Annotated in this window: 19 protein-coding genes; 4 read left to right on the top strand and 15 right to left on the bottom strand. The window is 71.6% G+C overall.

Going from position 1 to position 18,471, the window contains the following annotated elements:
• Nucleotides 1–85: 85 nt before the first annotated feature.
• From FB382_RS02650 to FB382_RS02610, 9 genes are all read right to left on the bottom strand, one after another.
• Entirely contained in the window at nucleotides 86–1,159 is a 1,074-nt protein-coding gene (locus FB382_RS02650) for a serine hydrolase (protein WP_182536561.1), read from the bottom strand.
• Nucleotides 1,160–1,247: 88 nt separating this feature from the next.
• Nucleotides 1,248–1,670 (bottom strand): rhodanese-like domain-containing protein, encoded by a 423-nt coding sequence (locus tag FB382_RS02645; RefSeq protein ID WP_343055457.1) that lies wholly within the window; start codon nucleotides 1,668–1,670, stop codon nucleotides 1,248–1,250.
• Nucleotides 1,667–2,119, bottom strand: a complete 453-nt coding sequence (locus tag FB382_RS02640) for a cysteine dioxygenase (RefSeq protein ID WP_182536559.1) — start codon at nucleotides 2,117–2,119, stop codon at nucleotides 1,667–1,669. Before FB382_RS02640 ends, FB382_RS02645 begins: the two co-directional genes overlap by 4 nt.
• Before the next feature lie 242 nt (nucleotides 2,120–2,361).
• Nucleotides 2,362–2,589, bottom strand: coding sequence for an SCO4848 family membrane protein (locus tag FB382_RS02635; RefSeq protein ID WP_182536557.1), 228 nt, complete (start codon nucleotides 2,587–2,589; stop codon nucleotides 2,362–2,364).
• Nucleotides 2,586–3,644, bottom strand: coding sequence for a YihY/virulence factor BrkB family protein (locus FB382_RS02630; protein WP_182536555.1), 1,059 nt, complete (start codon nucleotides 3,642–3,644; stop codon nucleotides 2,586–2,588). Before FB382_RS02630 ends, FB382_RS02635 begins: the two co-directional genes overlap by 4 nt.
• A gap of 1 nt (nucleotide 3,645) precedes the next feature.
• The gene (locus FB382_RS02625; protein ID WP_182536553.1) at nucleotides 3,646–4,167 is read right to left on the bottom strand and encodes a 2'-5' RNA ligase family protein; all 522 of its coding nucleotides are present in this window, start codon (nucleotides 4,165–4,167) and stop codon (nucleotides 3,646–3,648) included.
• A 10-nt stretch (nucleotides 4,168–4,177) separates the two neighbouring features.
• Nucleotides 4,178–5,236, bottom strand: coding sequence for a tryptophan--tRNA ligase (gene trpS / locus FB382_RS02620; RefSeq protein WP_182536551.1), 1,059 nt, complete (start codon nucleotides 5,234–5,236; stop codon nucleotides 4,178–4,180).
• An 87-nt stretch (nucleotides 5,237–5,323) separates the two neighbouring features.
• Nucleotides 5,324–6,706 (bottom strand): FAD-binding oxidoreductase, encoded by a 1,383-nt coding sequence (locus FB382_RS02615; protein WP_182536549.1) that lies wholly within the window; start codon nucleotides 6,704–6,706, stop codon nucleotides 5,324–5,326.
• A gap of 99 nt (nucleotides 6,707–6,805) precedes the next feature.
• On the bottom strand, nucleotides 6,806–8,287 hold the full coding sequence (locus FB382_RS02610) for a cellulase family glycosylhydrolase (RefSeq protein WP_182536547.1): 1,482 nt from the start codon (nucleotides 8,285–8,287) through the stop codon (nucleotides 6,806–6,808).
• Nucleotides 8,288–8,360: 73 nt separating this feature from the next.
• Here FB382_RS02610 and FB382_RS02605 point away from each other — a divergent pair, with 73 nt between their 5' ends.
• Nucleotides 8,361–9,512: a GNAT family N-acetyltransferase gene (locus FB382_RS02605; RefSeq protein ID WP_182536545.1), complete on the top strand. Its 1,152-nt coding sequence runs from the start codon at nucleotides 8,361–8,363 to the stop codon at nucleotides 9,510–9,512.
• Here the strand turns inward: FB382_RS02605 and FB382_RS02600 are convergent.
• Nucleotides 9,413–10,630, bottom strand: a complete 1,218-nt coding sequence (locus tag FB382_RS02600; RefSeq protein WP_182536543.1) for an MFS transporter — start codon at nucleotides 10,628–10,630, stop codon at nucleotides 9,413–9,415. The genes FB382_RS02605 and FB382_RS02600 overlap by 100 nt on opposite strands.
• 136 nt (nucleotides 10,631–10,766) lie before the next feature.
• Here FB382_RS02600 and FB382_RS02595 point away from each other — a divergent pair, with 136 nt between their 5' ends.
• Complete coding sequence (locus FB382_RS02595) at nucleotides 10,767–11,405, top strand: DUF402 domain-containing protein (RefSeq protein WP_182536540.1); 639 nt, start codon at nucleotides 10,767–10,769, stop codon at nucleotides 11,403–11,405.
• A gap of 22 nt (nucleotides 11,406–11,427) precedes the next feature.
• On the opposite strand, the gene FB382_RS02590 is transcribed toward FB382_RS02595, so the two are convergent.
• The 3 genes from FB382_RS02590 to FB382_RS02580 form a co-directional block, all read right to left on the bottom strand.
• Nucleotides 11,428–12,015 carry a hypothetical protein gene (locus FB382_RS02590; RefSeq protein WP_182536538.1) on the bottom strand — a complete coding sequence of 196 codons (588 nt, stop codon included), beginning with the start codon at nucleotides 12,013–12,015 and terminating at the stop codon, nucleotides 11,428–11,430.
• Nucleotides 12,012–12,512 carry a SigE family RNA polymerase sigma factor gene (locus FB382_RS02585; RefSeq protein ID WP_182536536.1) on the bottom strand — a complete coding sequence of 167 codons (501 nt, stop codon included), beginning with the start codon at nucleotides 12,510–12,512 and terminating at the stop codon, nucleotides 12,012–12,014. Before FB382_RS02585 ends, FB382_RS02590 begins: the two co-directional genes overlap by 4 nt.
• A gap of 67 nt (nucleotides 12,513–12,579) precedes the next feature.
• A complete protein-coding gene (locus FB382_RS02580) occupies nucleotides 12,580–14,790 on the bottom strand; it encodes an NADP-dependent isocitrate dehydrogenase (RefSeq protein WP_182536534.1) in 2,211 nt (736 codons plus the stop codon).
• A gap of 190 nt (nucleotides 14,791–14,980) precedes the next feature.
• Here FB382_RS02580 and FB382_RS02575 point away from each other — a divergent pair, with 190 nt between their 5' ends.
• A complete protein-coding gene (locus FB382_RS02575; RefSeq protein ID WP_182536532.1) occupies nucleotides 14,981–15,940 on the top strand; it encodes an aquaporin in 960 nt (319 codons plus the stop codon).
• Nucleotides 15,941–15,943: 3 nt separating this feature from the next.
• Here FB382_RS02575 and FB382_RS02570 read toward each other — a convergent pair whose 3' ends face one another.
• Entirely contained in the window at nucleotides 15,944–16,672 is a 729-nt protein-coding gene (locus FB382_RS02570) for a hypothetical protein (RefSeq protein WP_182536530.1), read from the bottom strand.
• Between the two features lie 109 nt (nucleotides 16,673–16,781).
• Between FB382_RS02570 and FB382_RS02565 the strand changes: the two genes are divergently transcribed.
• Nucleotides 16,782–17,771 (top strand): malate dehydrogenase, encoded by a 990-nt coding sequence (locus FB382_RS02565; RefSeq protein WP_125039105.1) that lies wholly within the window; start codon nucleotides 16,782–16,784, stop codon nucleotides 17,769–17,771.
• A 340-nt stretch (nucleotides 17,772–18,111) separates the two neighbouring features.
• Here FB382_RS02565 and FB382_RS02560 read toward each other — a convergent pair whose 3' ends face one another.
• The gene (locus FB382_RS02560) at nucleotides 18,112–18,468 is read right to left on the bottom strand and encodes a DUF3017 domain-containing protein (protein WP_343055456.1); all 357 of its coding nucleotides are present in this window, start codon (nucleotides 18,466–18,468) and stop codon (nucleotides 18,112–18,114) included.
• Nucleotides 18,469–18,471: the final 3 nt, after the last annotated feature.

The raw sequence follows: 18,471 nt of genomic DNA, 5'->3' as shown, positions 1-18,471 counted from the left end.
GCTCAAGACCTTCGAGTCGGCGCACCTGCCCGGGACTCCTCCGGCAGTTGCGCCGACTCGACTCATTTCAGGGGGTCAGTCGTCGTCAGTCGAAGGTGGCCACGATGCCGTCCTCGACGAGGCTGATCAGCGCGCTGTCGGCCACGCCGAGACTGGTCGGGTCGGCGAGCCGCAGCTCGGTGGCAACGGCCACCACCAGGTGGCGGCTCGGGACGACTTCGATCAGTTGACCGCCGCTTCCCACCGCCCGGAACACGGGGTCACCGTCGACCTCCCCGGTCCACCACAGGTAGCCGTAGCCCTCTCCTGAGCCCTGGGCAGGCACCTGCGTCGTGGTGGCGTCGTGCACCCAATCGGCGGGAACCAGCTGCCTGTCCTTCCAACGGCCCTCAGCGAGGTACAGCAGCCCCAGGTTCACCATGTCCTTCGGACGAAGCTTGAGCAACGCCCATCCCAGGTTGAGGTCCTGCGGATCGACCGGCCAGGCGAAATCGGCCTTGTCGTAGGCAGCCACGCTGGATGCCTTCGGGGGTAGCTGGGCAGCCGGCCTGCTGTCGATGCCCAAGGGGTCGAAGAGCCTCGAACGTGCGTAGGTCAGGACGGACATGCCGGTCGCCTCCCGGAGGACGGCCGACAGCAGGTGAGCGTCCCCGTTGGAATAGGCGAAGTCCGCCCCCGGCGGGGAGACGGGGTTGGCCAGGATGCTCCGCACCCAATCCTTCGATCCGGTGAAGTCGGTGACCGTCGGGCTCATGGGGTTGCCGAAGCCCGCGGTCATCGTGAGCACCTGCCGGAGGGTGGTGGCGGCGATCGCTGGCGACATGTCGGAGGCATACGCGGGCAGCAGCTCGCCCAGAGTCTGGTCGACGCTCTGGATCAGTCCTTCGCCGATGGCAATGCCGACCAGGGTCGACATCACGCTCTTGGTGACGGACTGCGTGTTCCAGTAGGCCTCCCCCGACGTCCCGTAGTACTCCTCGAAGACCATGTCACCGTCGGCATGCACGACGATGGCCCGCACCTGGTCGAAGCCGTCGATCAGCGGCGCGAACTCGGCGATCCCGTCGGCGATCTCCGCGTGGCTCGGCAGCGGTCGGGCAGACGGCGGCGACTCGGTGCACGCGAGCAGCGTCACGAATCCGAGGATCACCAGTGCCACACGAGGCAGACCCTGTCGGGGCATCGCACTCCCCCTTCCGGACCCGTCTCACGGTTCCACGCGCGAATGCCGCCGTCAACGAGTCAGGTCATGGGTGGGGGTCGGCTGCGACGGGCAGGCCCGCCTCCCGCCACGCGGCGAAGCCCCCGACCACATCGGTGGCCCGGTGGATCCCCAGCTGCTGCAGCGCATGGGCGGCCAGCGACGAGGTGTAGCCCTCCTGGCACAGCACGATCACCCGGGCGTCGTACGACGCCTCCGGGACCCGCGCGTCGCTGCGCGGGTCGAACCGCCACTCGAGCACGTTGCGCTCGATCACCTGCACCGGCAGCCCAGGGTCCACCTCGCCCTCCGCCCGGCGCTGGGCGGCGGGCCGGATGTCGACGAGGAGGGCGTCTCCGGCGAGCAGCTCCCGGTGCGCCTCGGCCGCGTCGACGCGGTCGAGGTGGGAGCGGGCGTCGGCCAGCATCTCGTCCACGCCGTCGTAGCGGGGCGTCTCGTCACCGCTCACCAGCCCTCACCGGCCCTCTCGACCCCGATCGCCTCGATGCGGTCCCCCAGGAAACGGTAGCGCGTCATCGCCTCCAGCCGCGGGGAGTAGGCGTGCAGGGACACCGCCGGCCTCGCGGAGGTGTTGCGCACGTCGTGGACGTGGTCGGGGGCGAACTCGCGGGCGTCGCCCACGCCCAGGCGGCAGACCCGGAGCGCCCCCAGCCAGCTGTGCTCGACCAGCGTCCCCTCCAGCACGACGAAGGCCCCGGACGCCGGTCCGTGGTCGTGCCAGTCGGTGCTGGATCCGGCGGGCCAGGCGATCAGCCACATGGTCACGTCGTCGTGTGACGGCAGCTGGAGCCAGGACCTCTCGGTCGGGTGGCGCTGGACCAGGTCGAGGAGGCCGGGGTCCCGGGCCTGGGCGCGCAGGGTCTCGAGCAGGGGAAGCGTGACGGTGAGGTCGGACATGCGACCAATGTATATCAACTACATAGACTTACACCGCTAAGACATCTCACATGTCCTGACTGCGACGACATCACGGCCAAGGGCCCGAGTGCGCACGATCATCATTTCCGCGCGCCCCGTGATGATCCTGCGCACGCAGGAGGGAGGAATCGCCGGTGAACCGGCGATTCCGACCCACACAGCTCCCCCAGCCACCTCACCCGCGACCGCGCGGCGCCGGAGAGCGCCGGAGTCGGCAGGAATCAGGAGGACCGCGTCGCCCGGAAGGCCTTCGCGGCGAGGGCGCCGAGGACGCCAGCGATGACGAGGTCCACGACGATCAGGATCGTGTGGGCGACCCAGTAGCCGGTGGGGTGGGACTCGCCGCGGGAGTGCGCCGCCGAGAGGTTCTTGGCGAACGTCAGCCAGATGAGGACGTTCCAGAGGGCCACCACGAGGAGCAGCCAGGCGTGCTTGCGTTCGAACTTCACGAGTCCTTCTTCCGGAGTGCGGCGACGAGTCCGAGCGCGGTCACGCTCCCGGCCGCGAAGGGGCCGACCCAGGACCGGCCGGGCGCCGCCATCGTGGCCTCCTGCGGGACGTGGTCGACGGTCACCGGCGGCGACGGCGGGCCCTGCACGGGCTCGGCCGGGTCGGCGACGCGCTGGGCGCGCGCCTCGGGCGTCGTGTGCGCGAAGGCGGCGGCGTAGAGGACGACGCGCGAGAAGTAGTTGATCCAGACGAGCAGGATCAGCGCGATCCCGAAGGCCTGGAAGGCCGGCTGGCCCTTGGTCGAGGCGAGGAGGTACTGCGAGGCCTGCTTCAGCACCTCGAACAGCACCGCCCCGAGCAGGGCGCCCCGCCACAGGGAGCGGCTCGGCGTGGGCGGCTCGGCGAGCAGCTTGAACATGAGGAAGAACAGCAGGGTGTTGGCGGCCAGGCCGAGGACGACGGTGACCAGTCCGACCAGCCAGCCGAGCTCGGTGCCGAGGCCCAGCCAGTCCAGCAGGTTGCCCGAGAAGCCGCGGGCGAAGCCGGCCACCGCGACCGTGACCAGCAGCACCAGCCCGATCGCGACCAGGGTGAGCAGGTCACGCGCCTTGCCGCGCACGAACCCGGGCTGTTGCTTGGCCGGCAGCTCGAACACCACGGTCAGGGCGTCGCGCAGCGCCGAGACCCAGCCGAGGCCGGAGTAGAGGACACCGAGCACGCCGACGAGCCCGGCCCAGCCGGAGAAGGTGCGGATGTTGGCCAGTGAGATCTGGCCCTTCTGGTCGCCGATCAGACCGGGCAGCACGGACTCGATCGCGTCGCGGAGGTTGTGGTTGGCCGCCGGGTAGACCCACGACACGTAGCCGACCACGAACACCGCGAGGGCCAGGATCGGGAAGAAGGACAGGAAGCCGAAGTAGGTCACCGCGCCCGCCTGCTGGCCGGCCTTCACCGCGCCGTAGTGCTGCTGCATCCGCACCGCGTGGTCGACGGAAGGTCGACGGCGGCGCAGCTCGGCCAGTCGGGCGGTGGCCCGTTCCTTGAGTGATGCCATGTCAGGAGCGTGCCCCGCAGAGCGGGAAGTCACGCGTCGGCTGCCAGCCGATCTCCTCGTCGTGCACGTAGAGGTGGAAGTCGTCGACGTCGAAGGTGCAGTCGAAGCCCGCGAGCTCCTCGAAGGCCCGGTCGAGCAGGTCGTCCGCCAGGTGGTGGGCGACGGTGACGTGGGGGTGGTAGGGGAAGGAGATCTCGACGTCGAGCGGACCACGGCGTACGGCGGCCGCGAGCTGCTCGCACTGGGAGATGCCCTCGACCAGGGTCACGAAGACGACCGGCGAGACCGGGCGGAAGGTGCCGGTGCCGCGCAGGTGCACGCAGAAGCCCTCGGTCTCCCCCGCGACGTCGGCGAGGTGCTTCTCGATCTCGGTGAGGTCGTCGTCGGTCACGTCGGTCGGCGGGACCAACGTGATGTGCGTGGGGATCATCGCCGCGGTCGTGTCGCCGACAGCCGTGCGGTAGTCCTGGAGCTCGGTGGCCCAGGGCTCCGGGATCGCGACGGCTACTCCGATGGTCGGCATCTGGAAGACCCTACTGGCTCGCGGCGACGAAGCCGACCCGCTGGTAGACGTCGCGCAGGGTGGCCTCAGCCACCTCCCCGGCCTGCTGGGCGCCACGCTTGAGCACCTCGGTGAGGTAGGCCTGGTCGTCCAGCAGCTCGAGGGTGCGCTCGCGGAAGGGCGTCACGAAGTTGACGACGATCTCCGACAGGTCGCCCTTGAGGTCGCCGTAGCCGCGGCCGGCGTACTGCTCCTCGAGGTCGCTGATCGCCTCGCCCGTGAGGGCGGAGTAGATCGTGAGCAGGTTGCTGACGCCCGGCTTCTTGTCGGTGTCGAAGCGGACCTCGGCCTCGGAGTCGGTGACGGCCGACCGGATCTTCTTGGCGCTGACCTTGGGCTCGTCGAGCATCTCCACGATGCCGGCGGGCGAGGACGCGGACTTCGACATCTTCGACGTCGGATCCTGCAGGTCGGCGATCTTGGCCGTGGCCTTGAGGATGTAGGGCTCGGGCAGCCGGAAGGTCTTCTTGTAGCGGTGGTTGAAGCGCTGCGCGAGGTCGCGGGTCAGCTCGAGGTGCTGGCGCTGGTCCTCGCCCACGGGCACGAAGTGCGGGCGGTAGAGCAGGATGTCGGCCGCCTGGAGGACGGGGTAGGTGAACAGCCCGACGGAGGCCGCGCCCTCGCCGCCCTTGGCCGACTTGTCCTTGAACTGGGTCATCCGCCGCGCCTCGCCGAAGCCGGTCAGGCACTGCAGCACCCAGCCGAGCTGGGCGTGGGCCGGGACCTGGCTCTGGATGAAGATCGCCGAGCGGTCCGGGTCGATGCCCATGGCGAGCAGCTGGGCCGCGGCGCGCAGGCACCGCTCGCGCAGCACCTTGGGATCCTGCTCGACGGTGATCGCGTGCAGGTCGGCGATGAAGAAGAAGGGCTGGTAGTCCTGCTGGAGGTCCACCCACTGGCGCAGCGCGCCGAGGTAGTTGCCGAAGTGGAACGAGTCCGCGGTCGGCTGGATCCCGGAGAGCACACGCGGCCGGGCCGTCGCGGAGGCTGCCGCGGACACGGCGACCTGGGTTTCGGTCGTGGTGGACATGGCCGCCATTGTTCACGATCCGGCCGCGCCCGACCCGTGCGGGGTCTGGCGCGGGCGCGGGCGCGCGCGACGGTCTCGGCGGCGGGGTCAGACGGTGGACGCGGCGGGTGCCGTCGCGGGGACGATGTTCTGGTTGTGGCAGAACACGTTGGTGGGGTCCCAGACGGCCTTGATCTGCTGGAGCCGGGCGTACTTCTCGGGCCCGAAGGCCGCCTCGACGCGGCCGACCCCCTCGTCACCGATGAAGTTCAGGTAGGCGTTGCCGGTCGTCCAGGGCTGCATCGCGGCCACGAGGCGCCGGGTGAAGTCGATGTTGGCCTGGTCCTGGGCGTGGTCCGGCTCCCACATCGAGAGCAGGTGCAGGTTGAACGGCGCCTGCCGCTGGCCGAAGGCCATCGCGTCCTCCTCGACACGGGCCAGCACGCCGCCCCCGGCGACGACGATCATCTGGCTCATCGGGGAGACCGGCGGCTGGGAGTGGGAGACGAACGCGTCGATGGCCTCGTCGGGGAACTCGGCGAGGAAGTCGCCGCTCCAGTAGTTGTGCATGCCCGCCGGGTTCCCGGGGTCGAGCAGCTGCTGCACCGCGACGTACGGCATCGGCTGGAGCAGGTCGACCGCCGGGGGCCCGAACTCGCGCATCGGGGCCAGCACGTGCTCGGCCTCGTCGAGCGGGCCGGCGTAGCAGATGATCACGCCGACGGCCGGCTTGCCGCGGGCGGGCTCGGGCACGAAGTCGGCCGGCGGGGCGGTGATGAGGGCGACGCCGCTGCCGAGCGCGTCGGGGCCGTCGGTGACGAAGTCGCGCCAGAACGCGAGCACCTCGCGAGCCATGTGGCCGGGGTAGAGCAGCATGCCGCCGAGCACGATCGGGCCGACCTCGTGCAGGCGGAACGTGAAGTGGGTGACGATCCCGAAGTTGCCGCCGCCTCCGCGGATCGCCCAGAACAGGTCGGGGTTCTCCTTCTCCGAGGCCATCACGATCCGGCCGTCGGCGGTCACGATCTCGGCCTCGAGCAGGCTGTCGCAGGTCAGGCCGGCGTAGCGCTCGATCCAGCCGCTGCCCGAGCCGAGCGCGAGCCCCCCGACACCGGTCGTGGACACCCGGCCCCCGGTGACCGCGAGGCCGTGCTCCTGGGTCGCCGCGTCCACCTCGCCCCAGCGGGCGCCACCGCCGACCCGGAGCTCGCGCCGCTCCGCGTCGACCGCGATGTCGTCGATCAGCCGCAGGTCGAGGCAGACGCCGTCGTCGATGACGGCGGAGCCGGTGACACTGTGCCCGCCGCCGTAGACCGAGACCGGGAGGCCCTCGGCCCGGGCGGCCATCAGCCCCGCGGCCACCTCGTGCGCGTTCGTGCAGCGAACGATCCGTGCCGGCCGGCGGTCGATCATGCCGTTGAAGACCCTCCTCGCCTCGTCGTAGCCCTCGTCGTCGGGGGTCAGGGTCGGGCGCGTGGTCGGGATCTCCATGGGGCTCTCCTCCGGGTCGGGGTCGGCCTCCATTGCAGGGCGTGGCGCGAAGGCCCGGCAATGACCCGAACGTGCCACCCCGATCGGGTGGTGCCCGACTCAGGCCGGGTGCACGACCACGCGCACCGCCTCGGCGCCGGCATCCTGCGCCACCACGAGCGTGCGGGCCCCGGCGCGCGAGACGACGTGCCCGCCGGTGACGCGCACGGCGTACCCGCTCCTGTAGACGTACGCCGGCACCGAGATCGTGGTGCGGCTGCCGGCGGCGAAGCTGCCGGAGCCGCCTGCCCGCGCGGTCGACCACGCGGCGCGGAAGACCCGGGACTGCCGCGCGAACGAGTACGCCGTCGGCGTGCCGGCCACCGCGAGGGGGTGCGGGACGACCAGGGAGCGCATCTTGGCCCAGTCGACGTTGCCTCCCCGCGGCGCCTTCGACGGGTCGAGGACCAGCGCCTGGGTGGCGCCCGGGCCGGTGGTGGTCGGGTCCTCGCACCCGCAGTAGGCCCAGTACTGCCAGCCGGTCAGGTGCGCGGCCGCCCGGTCGACCATGGTCGTGATCGTCGACTGCTTGGTCGTCGCGCCGAACTCCGTCAGCAGCGGCGCGTCCCCGCTCGCGGCCACGTGGTCGTCGGCGTTGGTGAAGACCAGGTCGTCGAAGGTGCTGCAGCCCTCCTGGCCGCCGCTCTCCCCCGTGCCGGCGTCGGCGGTGAGGCAGTAGTCGTGAAAGGAGAAGCCGAGCCGGCTCCCGGTCGGGGTGACCGAGGTCTGGGAGCCGTTGTTGAACAGGACCTGCGGCTCGTAGAAGACCGCCGTGCGCCGGTCGACCGCGCGGATCGCGTCGATCGAGCGCTGCGTGAAGGTCTGCAGGGTGGCGTCGAAGGCGGGGCACCCGGCGGGGTTGGCGCACTGCTGCCAGCCGGTGCCGGGCCACGGCTCGTTGAAGAGGTCGACACCCAGGACCCGCGGTGTCCCGGAGAAGTACGACGTCACGTGGGCCCAGGCCGCGGCGTACCGGTCCTGGAGCCCGACGCCGCCGGGACCCGGGTCGTTGGCCCAGAAGTGGTCGAAGGCGCGGTTGAGGGCCTGCATGCCGAAGTAGTTGTAGGGGAAGCCGGTCTGCGGCTGCGCCGGCAGGCCGTCGTCCTGGACGGCCCAGTCGGGAGCGCCCTCGCCCTGGAAGCGCTCGTTGAACAGGTCCTGGTGGAAGTCGAGCAGGGTCCAGATCCCGGCGTCGGCCAGCAGGCGGGTGGTGTGCCGGACCCGCGCGAGGTAGGCGTCGTCGTACTGCCCCGGCTGCGGCTCCACGGCCTTCCAGATCAGGCCGAGCCGGACCGTGGTGAAGCCGTGGTGGGCGAGGAAGCGTGCGTCGTCACGGCCGAAGCCGGTCTCGTCGGGGGCGTAGGAGCCGCGCTTGTAGACCATGTTGAGCCCGTGCAGGACCAGCACGCGTCCCGCGGGGTCGAGGATGAAGCGGCCGTGCGGCCGTGCGCGCGACGGACCGCCGTCGGCGTGGGCCGGCACCGCTGTGAGGGCGAGGAGGCCGGCCACCAGGGCAGCGAGGGCGAGACGGACTGGGCGCATGGGCAGCCAACGAGCGGGGACCCCGCGGGGTTATCGGTTTGCCCCGAACCCCCGGCGTTGGCAGGGTTCGGCCATGACGACCGCCCCCACGCTCACCGACGGCACCGTGACCCTCCGCGCGCACCGGGCCGACGACATCCCGGGCGTCTACGAGCAGGGCACGGACCCCTTGTCACAGCGGTGGACGACGGTGCCGGTGCCCTACGAGCACCAGCACGCCGCGGGCTTCGTCGAGGAGGTGCTGCCCGCCGGCTGGCGCGAGGACACCGAGTGGGGCTTCGCGGTCGAGCACGAGGGCCGGTACGCCGGCACGATCTCGCTGCGCAACCGGGACTCCGGCCGAGCCGAGATCGCCTACGGCTCGCACCCGGCCGCCCGCGGCACCGGGGCGATGGAGCGCGGGCTGCGGCTGCTCCTCGAGTGGGGCTTCGCGGAGAAGAGCCTGGACACGGTCGTCTGGTGGGCCAACCACGGCAACTGGGCCTCGCGCAAGGTCGCCTGGCGACTGGGCTTCTCCGTCGACGGGACGGTCCGCCAGTGGCTGGACCACCGCGGTGAGCTGACCGACGCGTGGGTCGGCACCCTGCTCCGCGGCGAGGCGATGGCGCCGCGCACCACGTGGCTCGACAACCCCGTGGTCGAGGGCGAGAGCGTCCGGCTGCGGCCCTTCACCGAGGCCGACGTGCCGCGGGTGGTCGAGGGCATCGGCGACCCGCAGGTGCAGTACTGGCTGGCGTTCATGCCGCGCGACCCCGACGAGGCCGCCGGCCGCGCCTACGTCGACCGGGTGACCGAGCGGCTCGCCACCAACCACACGATCACGTGGGCCTTCTGCGACCCGGCCGACGACCTGCTGCTCGGCGTCGTGGGGCTCTACCGCATGGAGGATCCCGAGCTGGGCTACTGGACGCACCCGGACGCCCGCGGCCGCGGCCTGACCCAGCGGGCGGCCGCCCTGGCCGTCGACCACGCCTTCGGCACCCTCGGCCTCGACCGGCTCGTGGCCTACGCCTCGGCCCCCAACGTCGCCTCGCGGCGCGTCCTGGAGGCCGTCGGCATGCGACCCACCGGCGTACTGCGTGATGCGGCAAGGACCGGGGCCGGTGAGGTCGTGGACCTGGCGGGCTACGACCTGCTGTCGCGGGAGTGGAGGGCGGCCGAGGCCAGGATGACGACGAGCCCCCCGACGGACAGCGCGACACCGACCAGCGCCGGGGCCCGGTAGCCGTAGCCGCCGGCGATCACGAGCCCGCCGAGCCAGGCGCCCAGCGCGTTGGCGACGTTGAGGGAGGCGTGGTTCATCGCCGCGCCCAGGGTCTGGGCCTCGCCGGCGACGTCCATGAGGCGGAGCTGGAGGTTCACGACGAGCACCGAGCCGAGCACGGTGATGAGGAAGACGACGGGCAGCGACCACCAGCCGTGGGGCGCGGCGAACCAGAACAGCAGCAGGACGGCGCCCATGCCCACCGAGCCGATCAGCAGCGAGCGGAAGATCGACCAGTCGGCGAGCTCGCCGGCCACCCAGGTGCCGGCGACCATGCCGAGGCCGAAGACGAACAGCGCGACCGGGATCGAGGACTCCGACAGGCCGCCCACGCCCGTCAGCGTCGGGCTGATGTAGGTGTAGACCGCGAACATGCCGCCGAAGCCGACCGCGCCGGCCAGCAGGGTCAGCCAGACCTGCGGCGTGGAGAACGCCTTGAGCTCACGGCGCCCGGTCGCCTCGGGGTCCCCGGGGCAGGCCGGCACGAAGGCGAGCACGAGCGCCACGGTCAGCAGCGACAGCGCCGCGACGCCCCAGAAGGCCGAGCGCCAGCCGAGGTGCTGGCCCATCCAGGTCGCGGCGGGGACGCCGACCACGTTGGCGACCGAGAGGCCGAGCATGACCAGCGCGACGGCGCGGCCCTTGCGCTCGGGCGGGGCCAGGCTGGCCGCGACCAACGACGCGACGCCGAAGTAGGCGCCGTGGGGCAGGCCGTCGAGGAAGCGGGCCGCGAAGAGCAGGTGGTAGTCGGTGGCCAGCGCGCTGGCCGCGTTGAAGACCGCGTAGGCCAGCATCAGCGCCACCAGCAGCCCGCGTCGCGGCCACTTGGCGCCGAAGAAGGCGAGCACCGGGGCGCCCACGACCACGCCCAGCGCGTACGCCGAGATGACGTGGCCGGTCGACGGGATGGAGGCACCGACGCCGTCGGCGATCTCGGGCAGCAGCCCCATCGTCACGAACTCCGTCGTGCCGATCGCGAAGCCGCCCATCGCGAGCGCGAGCACCGCGAGGAGGAAGTGGGACGCGCGCGGCTGCCGGGTCTCGGTGGGGGCCAGCTCGGTGGTCGCGGTCGTCGTCATCGTCACTCTCGGCTTGTCTCTGGGGCGTCACCAGTCTCCAAGGAGCGGCGCCGCCGGCCTATTCCTCGGACAGCTGCCGTGTGACCACAACGACCACTAGTCCGCGGATGACCGCGTTCGACTATCGTCCGCGGGCGTGAGCCTCTCGGACGCCCGCCCCTCCGGCACGCCCCCGTTCTGGGAGCCCGGCACGCAGATCATGTGGCGCTACGGCGACCCGACCGCCCCCCACTGGGCGACGCCGATGACGGTGGTCCGCGACGACGCGGACGCGCTCGTCGCGTGGCTGCCGGCCGGGACGCCGATCCTCAAGGTGGCCAGGGCCGACGGGCTCGACTTCCGCGGGCACCCCTCGACCATGTTCACCGCCGAACGCGCCCAGGCCGTCGGCACGTGGGACGACTACGACGTCCTCCGGGTCGCGCCGACCGGCCGGCCCTGGTCGGTGTGGGCGTTCTTCCCGGCGGGCGAGGCGTCGTTCGAGGGGTGGTACGTCAACCTCGAGGACCCGCACGTCCGCGACGCGGACACGACGTACTCCAGGGACCACGTCCTCGACGTCTGGGTCGATCCCGACCGCACCCACAGCCGCAAGGACGAGGACGAGCTGGTGCTCGCCGTCGAGCAGGGCCGCTACTCCCCCGACGAGGCCGCCCGGATCACCGCCATGGCTGCCGAGGTCGAGGCGGTCATCCGCGCCTGGGGGCCGCCGTTCTGCGACGGTTGGGAGACCTTCCGACCGGACCCGTCCTGGCCGGTGCCGCAGCTGCCCTGAGGGCGGTCGCGACCGGGGTCGGTCAGTCGACGACGGTCGGCGCCTGCCGGACCAGGAACGACTTCTGGTCCGCCGGGATGCAGAGGTCGTCGCCCGACCAGGACGCGGGGTCGAGGAAGGTCCCGCCCAGCTCTACCCGGTCGCCGACCTCCGCCACGACCTCGCCGCGGCCGTCCAGGAGCGAGAAGCCGGACCCGTCGTGGACCAGACCCTCGTAGCCGTCCGGCCAGAACACCGGCACCACGGCGTCGCCGCTCTCGAGGACCAGGCAGCGGTCGTCGTGGGTGGCGACCAGCCGTCCGGTGAGGACGGTGAGCTTCAGGTCGTGGGCGCCGCCGAGCACCTCCGGCCCGGTCGGCAGGAACACCGGCACCTCGTCGCGCCGGTAGTCCTTCGTCGGCGCGGCCGGCCCGGCCCCGTGGTGGCCCGCGACCACCTGCGCGACTCCCACGCCGACGCCAGCGGAGAGGACGACCGCGGCCGCGGCCCCGGCGACGAACGACGTACGACGCCTCCGCGCGCGACGCCCGATCGCGGCCAGCGGGACCGGCCCGACCTCGACGCCCGAGGCGCCCTCGTCCAGCAGCCGGCGCAGCGTGTCCTCGCTCATCGTCCCTCTCCTCTCACGAGCTGGCCCAGGGACGGGTCCGCCTCCAGGACGGCCAGGCCGCGCGCGGCCCGGCTCTTCACGGTCCCCACGGGGATGCCGAGCGCCGCGGCGACCTGTGCCTCGGTCAGGTCGGCGTAGTAGCGCAGCACCAGCACCTGTCGCTGGGGCAGGGCGAGCTGCCGCAGCGCGGCGCGCAGGGCGTCGCCGCTCGCGCGCTCCTCCGCGCCGTCCGCGACCGACGGCTCGGGGAGCTCCGCCGCGGGGCTCTCGCCCCACCAGCGCCGGCGTCGGCTGTCGGTCAGCGTGTTGATCAGGACCCGGTGCACGTAGGCATCCGGGTCCTGGGCGCGACTCACCCGCGCCCACGCGAAGTAGCACTTGGCGAGGGCGGTCTGGACGAGGTCCTCGGCAGCGTGGGGGTCTGCCCCCATCAGCACCGCCGACCGGACCAGGCGCGACCAGCGGGCCGCGGCGTACTCCTCGAAGGTCCCGATCATGCCCACGAGACGAAGCGGGCCCGGGAAATGGTTCCCGGGCCCGCTTGCGTGTTCATCGACGTGGTGCTCAGAGGCTGGCGAGCGCCTCGTTCAGCGTCTGCGACGGGCGCATGACCTTGTCGGCCTTGGCGTCGTCGGGCTGGTAGTAGCCACCGATGTCCGCGGGCGAGCCCTGCACGCCGTTGAGCTCCGCGACGATCGTCTCCTCGTCACCGGCGAGCCGCTCGGCCAGCGCCTTGAAGTCGGCGGCCAGCTCGGCGTCCTCGGACTGCGCCGCGAGCTCCTGGGCCCAGTAGGTCGCGAGGTAGAAGTGAGAGCCGCGGTTGTCGATGCCGCCGATGCGACGCGTCGGCGACTTGTCCTTCTCCAGGAACGTGCCGGTCGCCTTGTCGAGCGTGTCAGCGAGGACCTTGGCCCGCGCGTTGTCGGCGTAGCCGGCGAGGTGCTCGAACGACGCGGCCAGCGCGAAGAACTCGCCCAGGCTGTCCCAGCGCAGGTAGTTCTCCTTGACCAGCTGCTGCACGTGCTTGGGCGCCGAGCCGCCGGCGCCGGTCTCGAACAGGCCGCCGCCGTTCATCAGCGGGACGACGGAGAGCATCTTCGCCGAGGTGCCGAGCTCGAGGATCGGGAAGAGGTCGGTGTTGTAGTCGCGCAGCACGTTGCCGGTGACCGAGATGGTGTCCTCGCCCTTGCGGATCCGCTCCAGGGAGTACGCCGTGGCCTCGGCCGGCGCCATGATCTCGATCGTGAGCCCGTCGGTGTCGTGCTCCGGGAGGTATTCGTTGATCTTGGCGATCAGGTTGGCGTCGTGGGCGCGGTGCTCGTCGAGCCAGAAGACGGCCGGCGAGCCGGTGGCGCGGGCGCGGGTGACGGCGAGCTTGACCCAGTCGCGGATCGAGGCGTCCTTGGTCTGGCAGGCGCGCCAGATGTCGCCGGGCTCCACGTCGTGCTGGATGAGCACGTCGCCGTTGGACGCCACGACCTGGACCTGGCCGGCGGCCGGGACCTCGAAGGTCTTGTCGTGCGAGCCGTACTCCTCGGCCGCCTTGGCCATCAGGCCGACGTTGGGCACCGAGCCCATCGTCGACGGGTCGAAGGCGCCGTGGGCGCGGCAGTCGTCGATGACGGTCTGGTAGACGCCGGCGTAGGAGGAGTCCGGGATCACCGCGAGGGTGTCGGCCTCCTCGCCGTCGGGGCCCCACATGTGGCCGCTGGTGCGGATCATGGCCGGCATCGAGGCGTCGATGATGACGTCGGAGGGGACGTGCAGGTTGGTGATGCCCTTGTCGGAGTCGACCATGGCCATCGCCGGGCCGTCGGCCAGGCCCGCCTCGATCGCCGCCTTGATCGCGTCGCCCTCGGGGAGCGAGGCGACCGAGCCGAGCAGGGCGCCGAGCCCGTCGTTGGGCGAGATGCCCGCGGCGGCCAGCTGCTCGCCGTACTGCTCGAACAGCGTCGGGAAGAACGCCTGCACCACGTGGCCGAAGATGATCGGGTCGGAGACCTTCATCATCGTGGCCTTGAGGTGCACCGAGAACAGCACGTCCTCGGCCTTCGCGCGGGCGATCTGCTCGGTGAGGAAGCGGCGCAGGGCGGCGACGTTCATGAACGTGCCGTCCACGACCTCGCCGGCCAGCACCTTCACGCCCTCCTTGAGGACGGTCTCGGTGCCGTCGGCGGCGACGTGCTTGATCGTCAGGGAGTCGTCGGCGGGGATCACGACGGACTTCTCGTTGGAGAAGAAGTCGTCCTTGCCCATGGTGGCGACGTTGGTCTTCGAGTCGCTGCTCCAGGCACCCATGCGGTGCGGGTGGGCCTTGGCGTAGTTCTTCACCGACGCCGGCGCGCGGCGGTCGGAGTTGCCCTCGCGCAGGACCGGGTTGACCGCGGAGCCCTTGACCTTGTCGTACTTCGCGCGGGTCTCCTTGTCCTCCTCCGACTGCGGGTTCTCCGGGTAGTCGGGGAGGTCGTAGCCCTTCTCCTGCAGCTCCTTGACCGCGGCCTTGAGCTGCGGGATGGAGGCGGAGATGTTGGGCAGCTTGATGATGTTCGCCTCGGGCTTGGTGGCGAGCTCGCCGAGCTCGGCGAGGGCGTCCTCGACACGCTGCTCGTCGGTGAGGCGCTCGGGGAACTGGGCGAGGATGCGCCCGGCGAGGGAGATGTCGCGCGTCTCGACCTCCACACCGGCCTTGGCGGCGTACGCCTGGATGATCGGCAGGAAGGAGTACGTCGCCAGCAGGGGCGCCTCGTCCGTGTGCGTGTAGATGATCTTGGCCATGGGTTTCGCGACTCCTGAACGGTCTGCGGATGCCTAAAAAGTTGCTTGACGTCAAGATACCTGACGGGTGGTCCGGAGGCCGGACCCGCCCAGCCTCGCACCCGGGCGTGATCCCGGCAACGGGCCGTTCACGGGACTACGATCCGAGGTGTTCCCCGGACTCGCGGGGACCCGGTCACAGGGGGTCGGCATGGCAACCACGTCCACCACAGCGCAGAAGGTCGCGGCCGAGGTCCTCGGCACCTTCGTCCTCGTGTTCATCGGCTGCGGCACCGCCATCGTCAGCGGCGACTACGTCGCCACCGGCCTCGCCTTCGGCGTGGCCGTGCTGGTCATGGCCTACGCCGTCGGCCGGGTCTCGGGCGGCCACTTCAACCCCGCCGTCTCGGTCGGCGCCGCGATGGGCGGGCGGATCGCGTGGAGCGAGGTCGTCGTGTACGTCGCGGCGCAGCTCGCCGGCGCACTCCTCGCCGGCACCGTCCTCTTCACGCTGCTGCAGGGGCTGGAGGGCTTCACCGCCGAGGGCCACTTCGCGCAGAACTCCTACGGCGACCAGGGCAGCGGCTACGCCTGGTGGGCGGCGTTCCTGCTCGAGGCCGTGCTGACCGCGATCTTCGTCTGGGTGATCCTCGCGGTCACCGACGCCCGCAACGAGCACCCCTCGATGGCCCCGCTGACGATCGGCCTCACCCTGGCGATCATCCACTTCGCCTCGATCCCGCTGACCGGCACGTCGGTCAACCCGGCCCGCTCGATCGGGGTCGGCGTCTTCGCCGGGACCGACGCGATCGTCCAGCTGTGGCTCTTCATCCTGGCCCCGCTGCTCGGCGCCGCGGCCGCGGGAGCGACGTACGCGATGTTGTTCGGGCAGGTCGACGAGCCGGTGCCGGGCTCCGGGCTCACGTTCGGCCGGCGGGCGCCGGCGGCCGTGCCCGGGTACGGCGCTCCCGACGCCTACCAGCAGGAGTGGAACCAGCAGGCCGCCGCGCCGGTGACCCAGCAGGAGCAGGCGTGGACGGTCGAGCAGGCCGCCGCGGCCGGCTGGCAGTGGAACGCCGCCGCCCACCAGTGGGAGCGCATCCCGGGCTACGACGAGGTCTGGCCCGGCGAGGGTGACGGCGGCACGCAAGTCCGTCCGCCCGCGGAGTAGCGCTCAGCCGCTGGCGACGAGCTCCACGAGCTCGGTGCCGCCGGCCACGGTCTCCTGGAAGACCAGCCCGACCCCGGCCGCGTAGTAGGCGCGCCGGACCAGGCCGGTCTGGTGCGGCGTCGTCTGCTCCACCTCGAGCAGGTCGTCGAACGAGCCGGCGGGCACGTCGCGCTTCGCGTCCAGCGCCAGCACCTCCGCCCGGTCCTCGGCAGTGCCGGGGCCGGCGTCCACGACGAACCCGTCGCCGAGCCGGGGGTGCGCGGGCATCGCGAGGCCCGCCTCGGCGCCGGCGACACCGGCCTCCCAGTCCCCGGCGATCCCGAAGAACCACACGTTGCCCAAGTTGTCCCGGGCGTAGTAGCGCTCGTGGGAGGACACGACCCGCTGCGCGGTGTCGACGAGCTCGTCGCTCACCACCCGGGTGGTGACCCCGTCGACGACGCGGGTCCGGTCGGTGACCGTGACCCGCTCGACGTAGGTGTCCTGGAGCTCGTGGCGGCGGTAGGTCCACACCCGTCCGGGCTCGAGCGGGAACCACGGGTTGGCCGCGGACTCGTCGGCGTCGGGGTCCACGAAGTCCGAGGGGTCCGGCATCGGGGTCGGGATCGTCAGCTCGTCCACGCCCGTCGGTGCGACCGTCGGCGGCCCGCCCGCGCACGCCGCGAGGCCGGCGGGCAGCACGAGGAGGAGGGACAGCGCAGCCAGCACGCGTCGTACGCCGGAGCCGTTCATGGGCGCCAGCATGGCGCATGCACACCTGTCGAACCCTCCGTCGCCGGGGGCGCGACACGCTGCTAGCGTCGCCGGGGAACCACCCAGCCTTTGTCGACAAGGAGTCGTCGTGAGCTCTACCCCCCTCAAGGTGGCCGTGACCGGCGCCGCCGGCCAGATCGGTTACAGCCTCCTCTTCCGCCTCGCGAGCGGTTCGCTGCTCGGGGCCGACCGCCCGATCGAGCTGCGCCTCCTGGAGATCACCCCCGCGCTGAAGGCACTCGAGGGTGTCGTGATGGAGCTCGACGACTGCGCCTTCCCGACGCTCGCCGGCGTCGAGATCGGTGACGACGCCGAGAAGATCTTCGACGGCGTCAACCTCGCCCTGCTCGTCGGCGCGCGTCCGCGCGGCCCGGGCATGGAGCGTGGCGACCTGCTCTCGGCCAACGGCGCGATCTTCACCGCGCAGGGCAAGGCCCTCAACAACGTGGCCGCCGACGACGTACGCATCGGTGTCACCGGCAACCCGGCCAACACCAACGCGCTCATCGCGATGACCAACGCCCCCGACATCCCGCAGGAGCGGTTCTCGGCGCTGACCCGCCTCGACCACAACCGCGCGATCTCGCAGCTGGCGGCCAAGACCGGCGCGTCCGTGACCGACATCAAGAAGATGACGATCTGGGGCAACCACTCGGCCACGCAGTACCCCGACCTGTTCCACGCCGAGATCGGCGGCAAGAACGCCGCCGAGGTCGTGGGCGACCAGGACTGGCTGGAGAACACCTTCATCCCGACCGTCGCCAAGCGCGGCGCCGCGATCATCGAGGCCCGGGGCTCGTCCTCGGCCGCCTCGGCCGCGTCCGCCACCGTCGACGCCGCCCGCGACTGGCTGCACGGCACCCCCGAGGGTGACTGGGTCTCGATGGCGGTCGTCTCCGACGGCTCCTACGGCGTGCCCGAGGGCCTCATCTCGTCGTTCCCGGTCACGACCAAGGACGGCGACTGGTCGATCGTCCAGGGTCTCGACATCGACGACTTCTCGCGCGCCAAGATCGACGCCTCCACCGCCGAGCTCGCCGACGAGCGCGCCGCGGTCACGGAGCTCGGCCTGATCTAGGTTCGTCCGCTCTGACGCGACAGGGCCGTCACCGATCAATTGAACGGTGACGGTCCTGTTGTGCGTCCGGGGTGGTCCCTACGCCAGCAATGGAACGATTGCGACCGCGACCCAGGGCCGGTCGACCGCGTGGCGGTGAGCTGTGAACCGTTTCCGCGCGAGCCCGCTCGGGAGCGGTGAGACAGCAACCGTCCGAGCGTCGGTTTCGGTTCACAGCTCACCGCTCCCCCGCGATCCCGCCCACGTTCGGTTCACAACACACCGCCCCCGGGAGACGGCCGGCTACGCGCGCGGGCGCCAACCGAGCGCGAGCAGTTGCGCCGGCTCGACGACGGGTCGGTCAGAGGCCGGGCTGGTTGGGGATCGTCGTGGCGAGGAAGATCAGCGCCGCCCCGACCCCGGCCAGCAGGATGCAGTCGAAGGCCCGGTGCCGGACGGCGAGCATGCCGGCGTCCTTGCTGGGCAGCACGAGCCGGAGCAGGGCCGCGAAGATCAGCGCACCGGCGACCCAGCGCGTGCCGAGCCGCCAGTTGCCGGTCCACACGATCCCGATGCCGACCGCGGTGATCGCGAGGACCACGAGGTAGAAGATGCCGCCGATCGTGGAGGGGTAGCGCCGCCCGTCGATCGGGAACAGCTCGGGCTCGTCGAGGGGTACGTCGAGCGGTGGGACCAGGTCGGGCTCGGTCTGCTCCACGGG

The organism is Nocardioides ginsengisegetis, assembly GCF_014138045.1.
Lineage (GTDB): Bacteria > Actinomycetota > Actinomycetes > Propionibacteriales > Nocardioidaceae > Nocardioides > Nocardioides ginsengisegetis.
The sequence above is the reverse complement of the archived record's forward strand: the minus strand, read 5'-3'. Positions and strand labels throughout refer to the sequence as shown.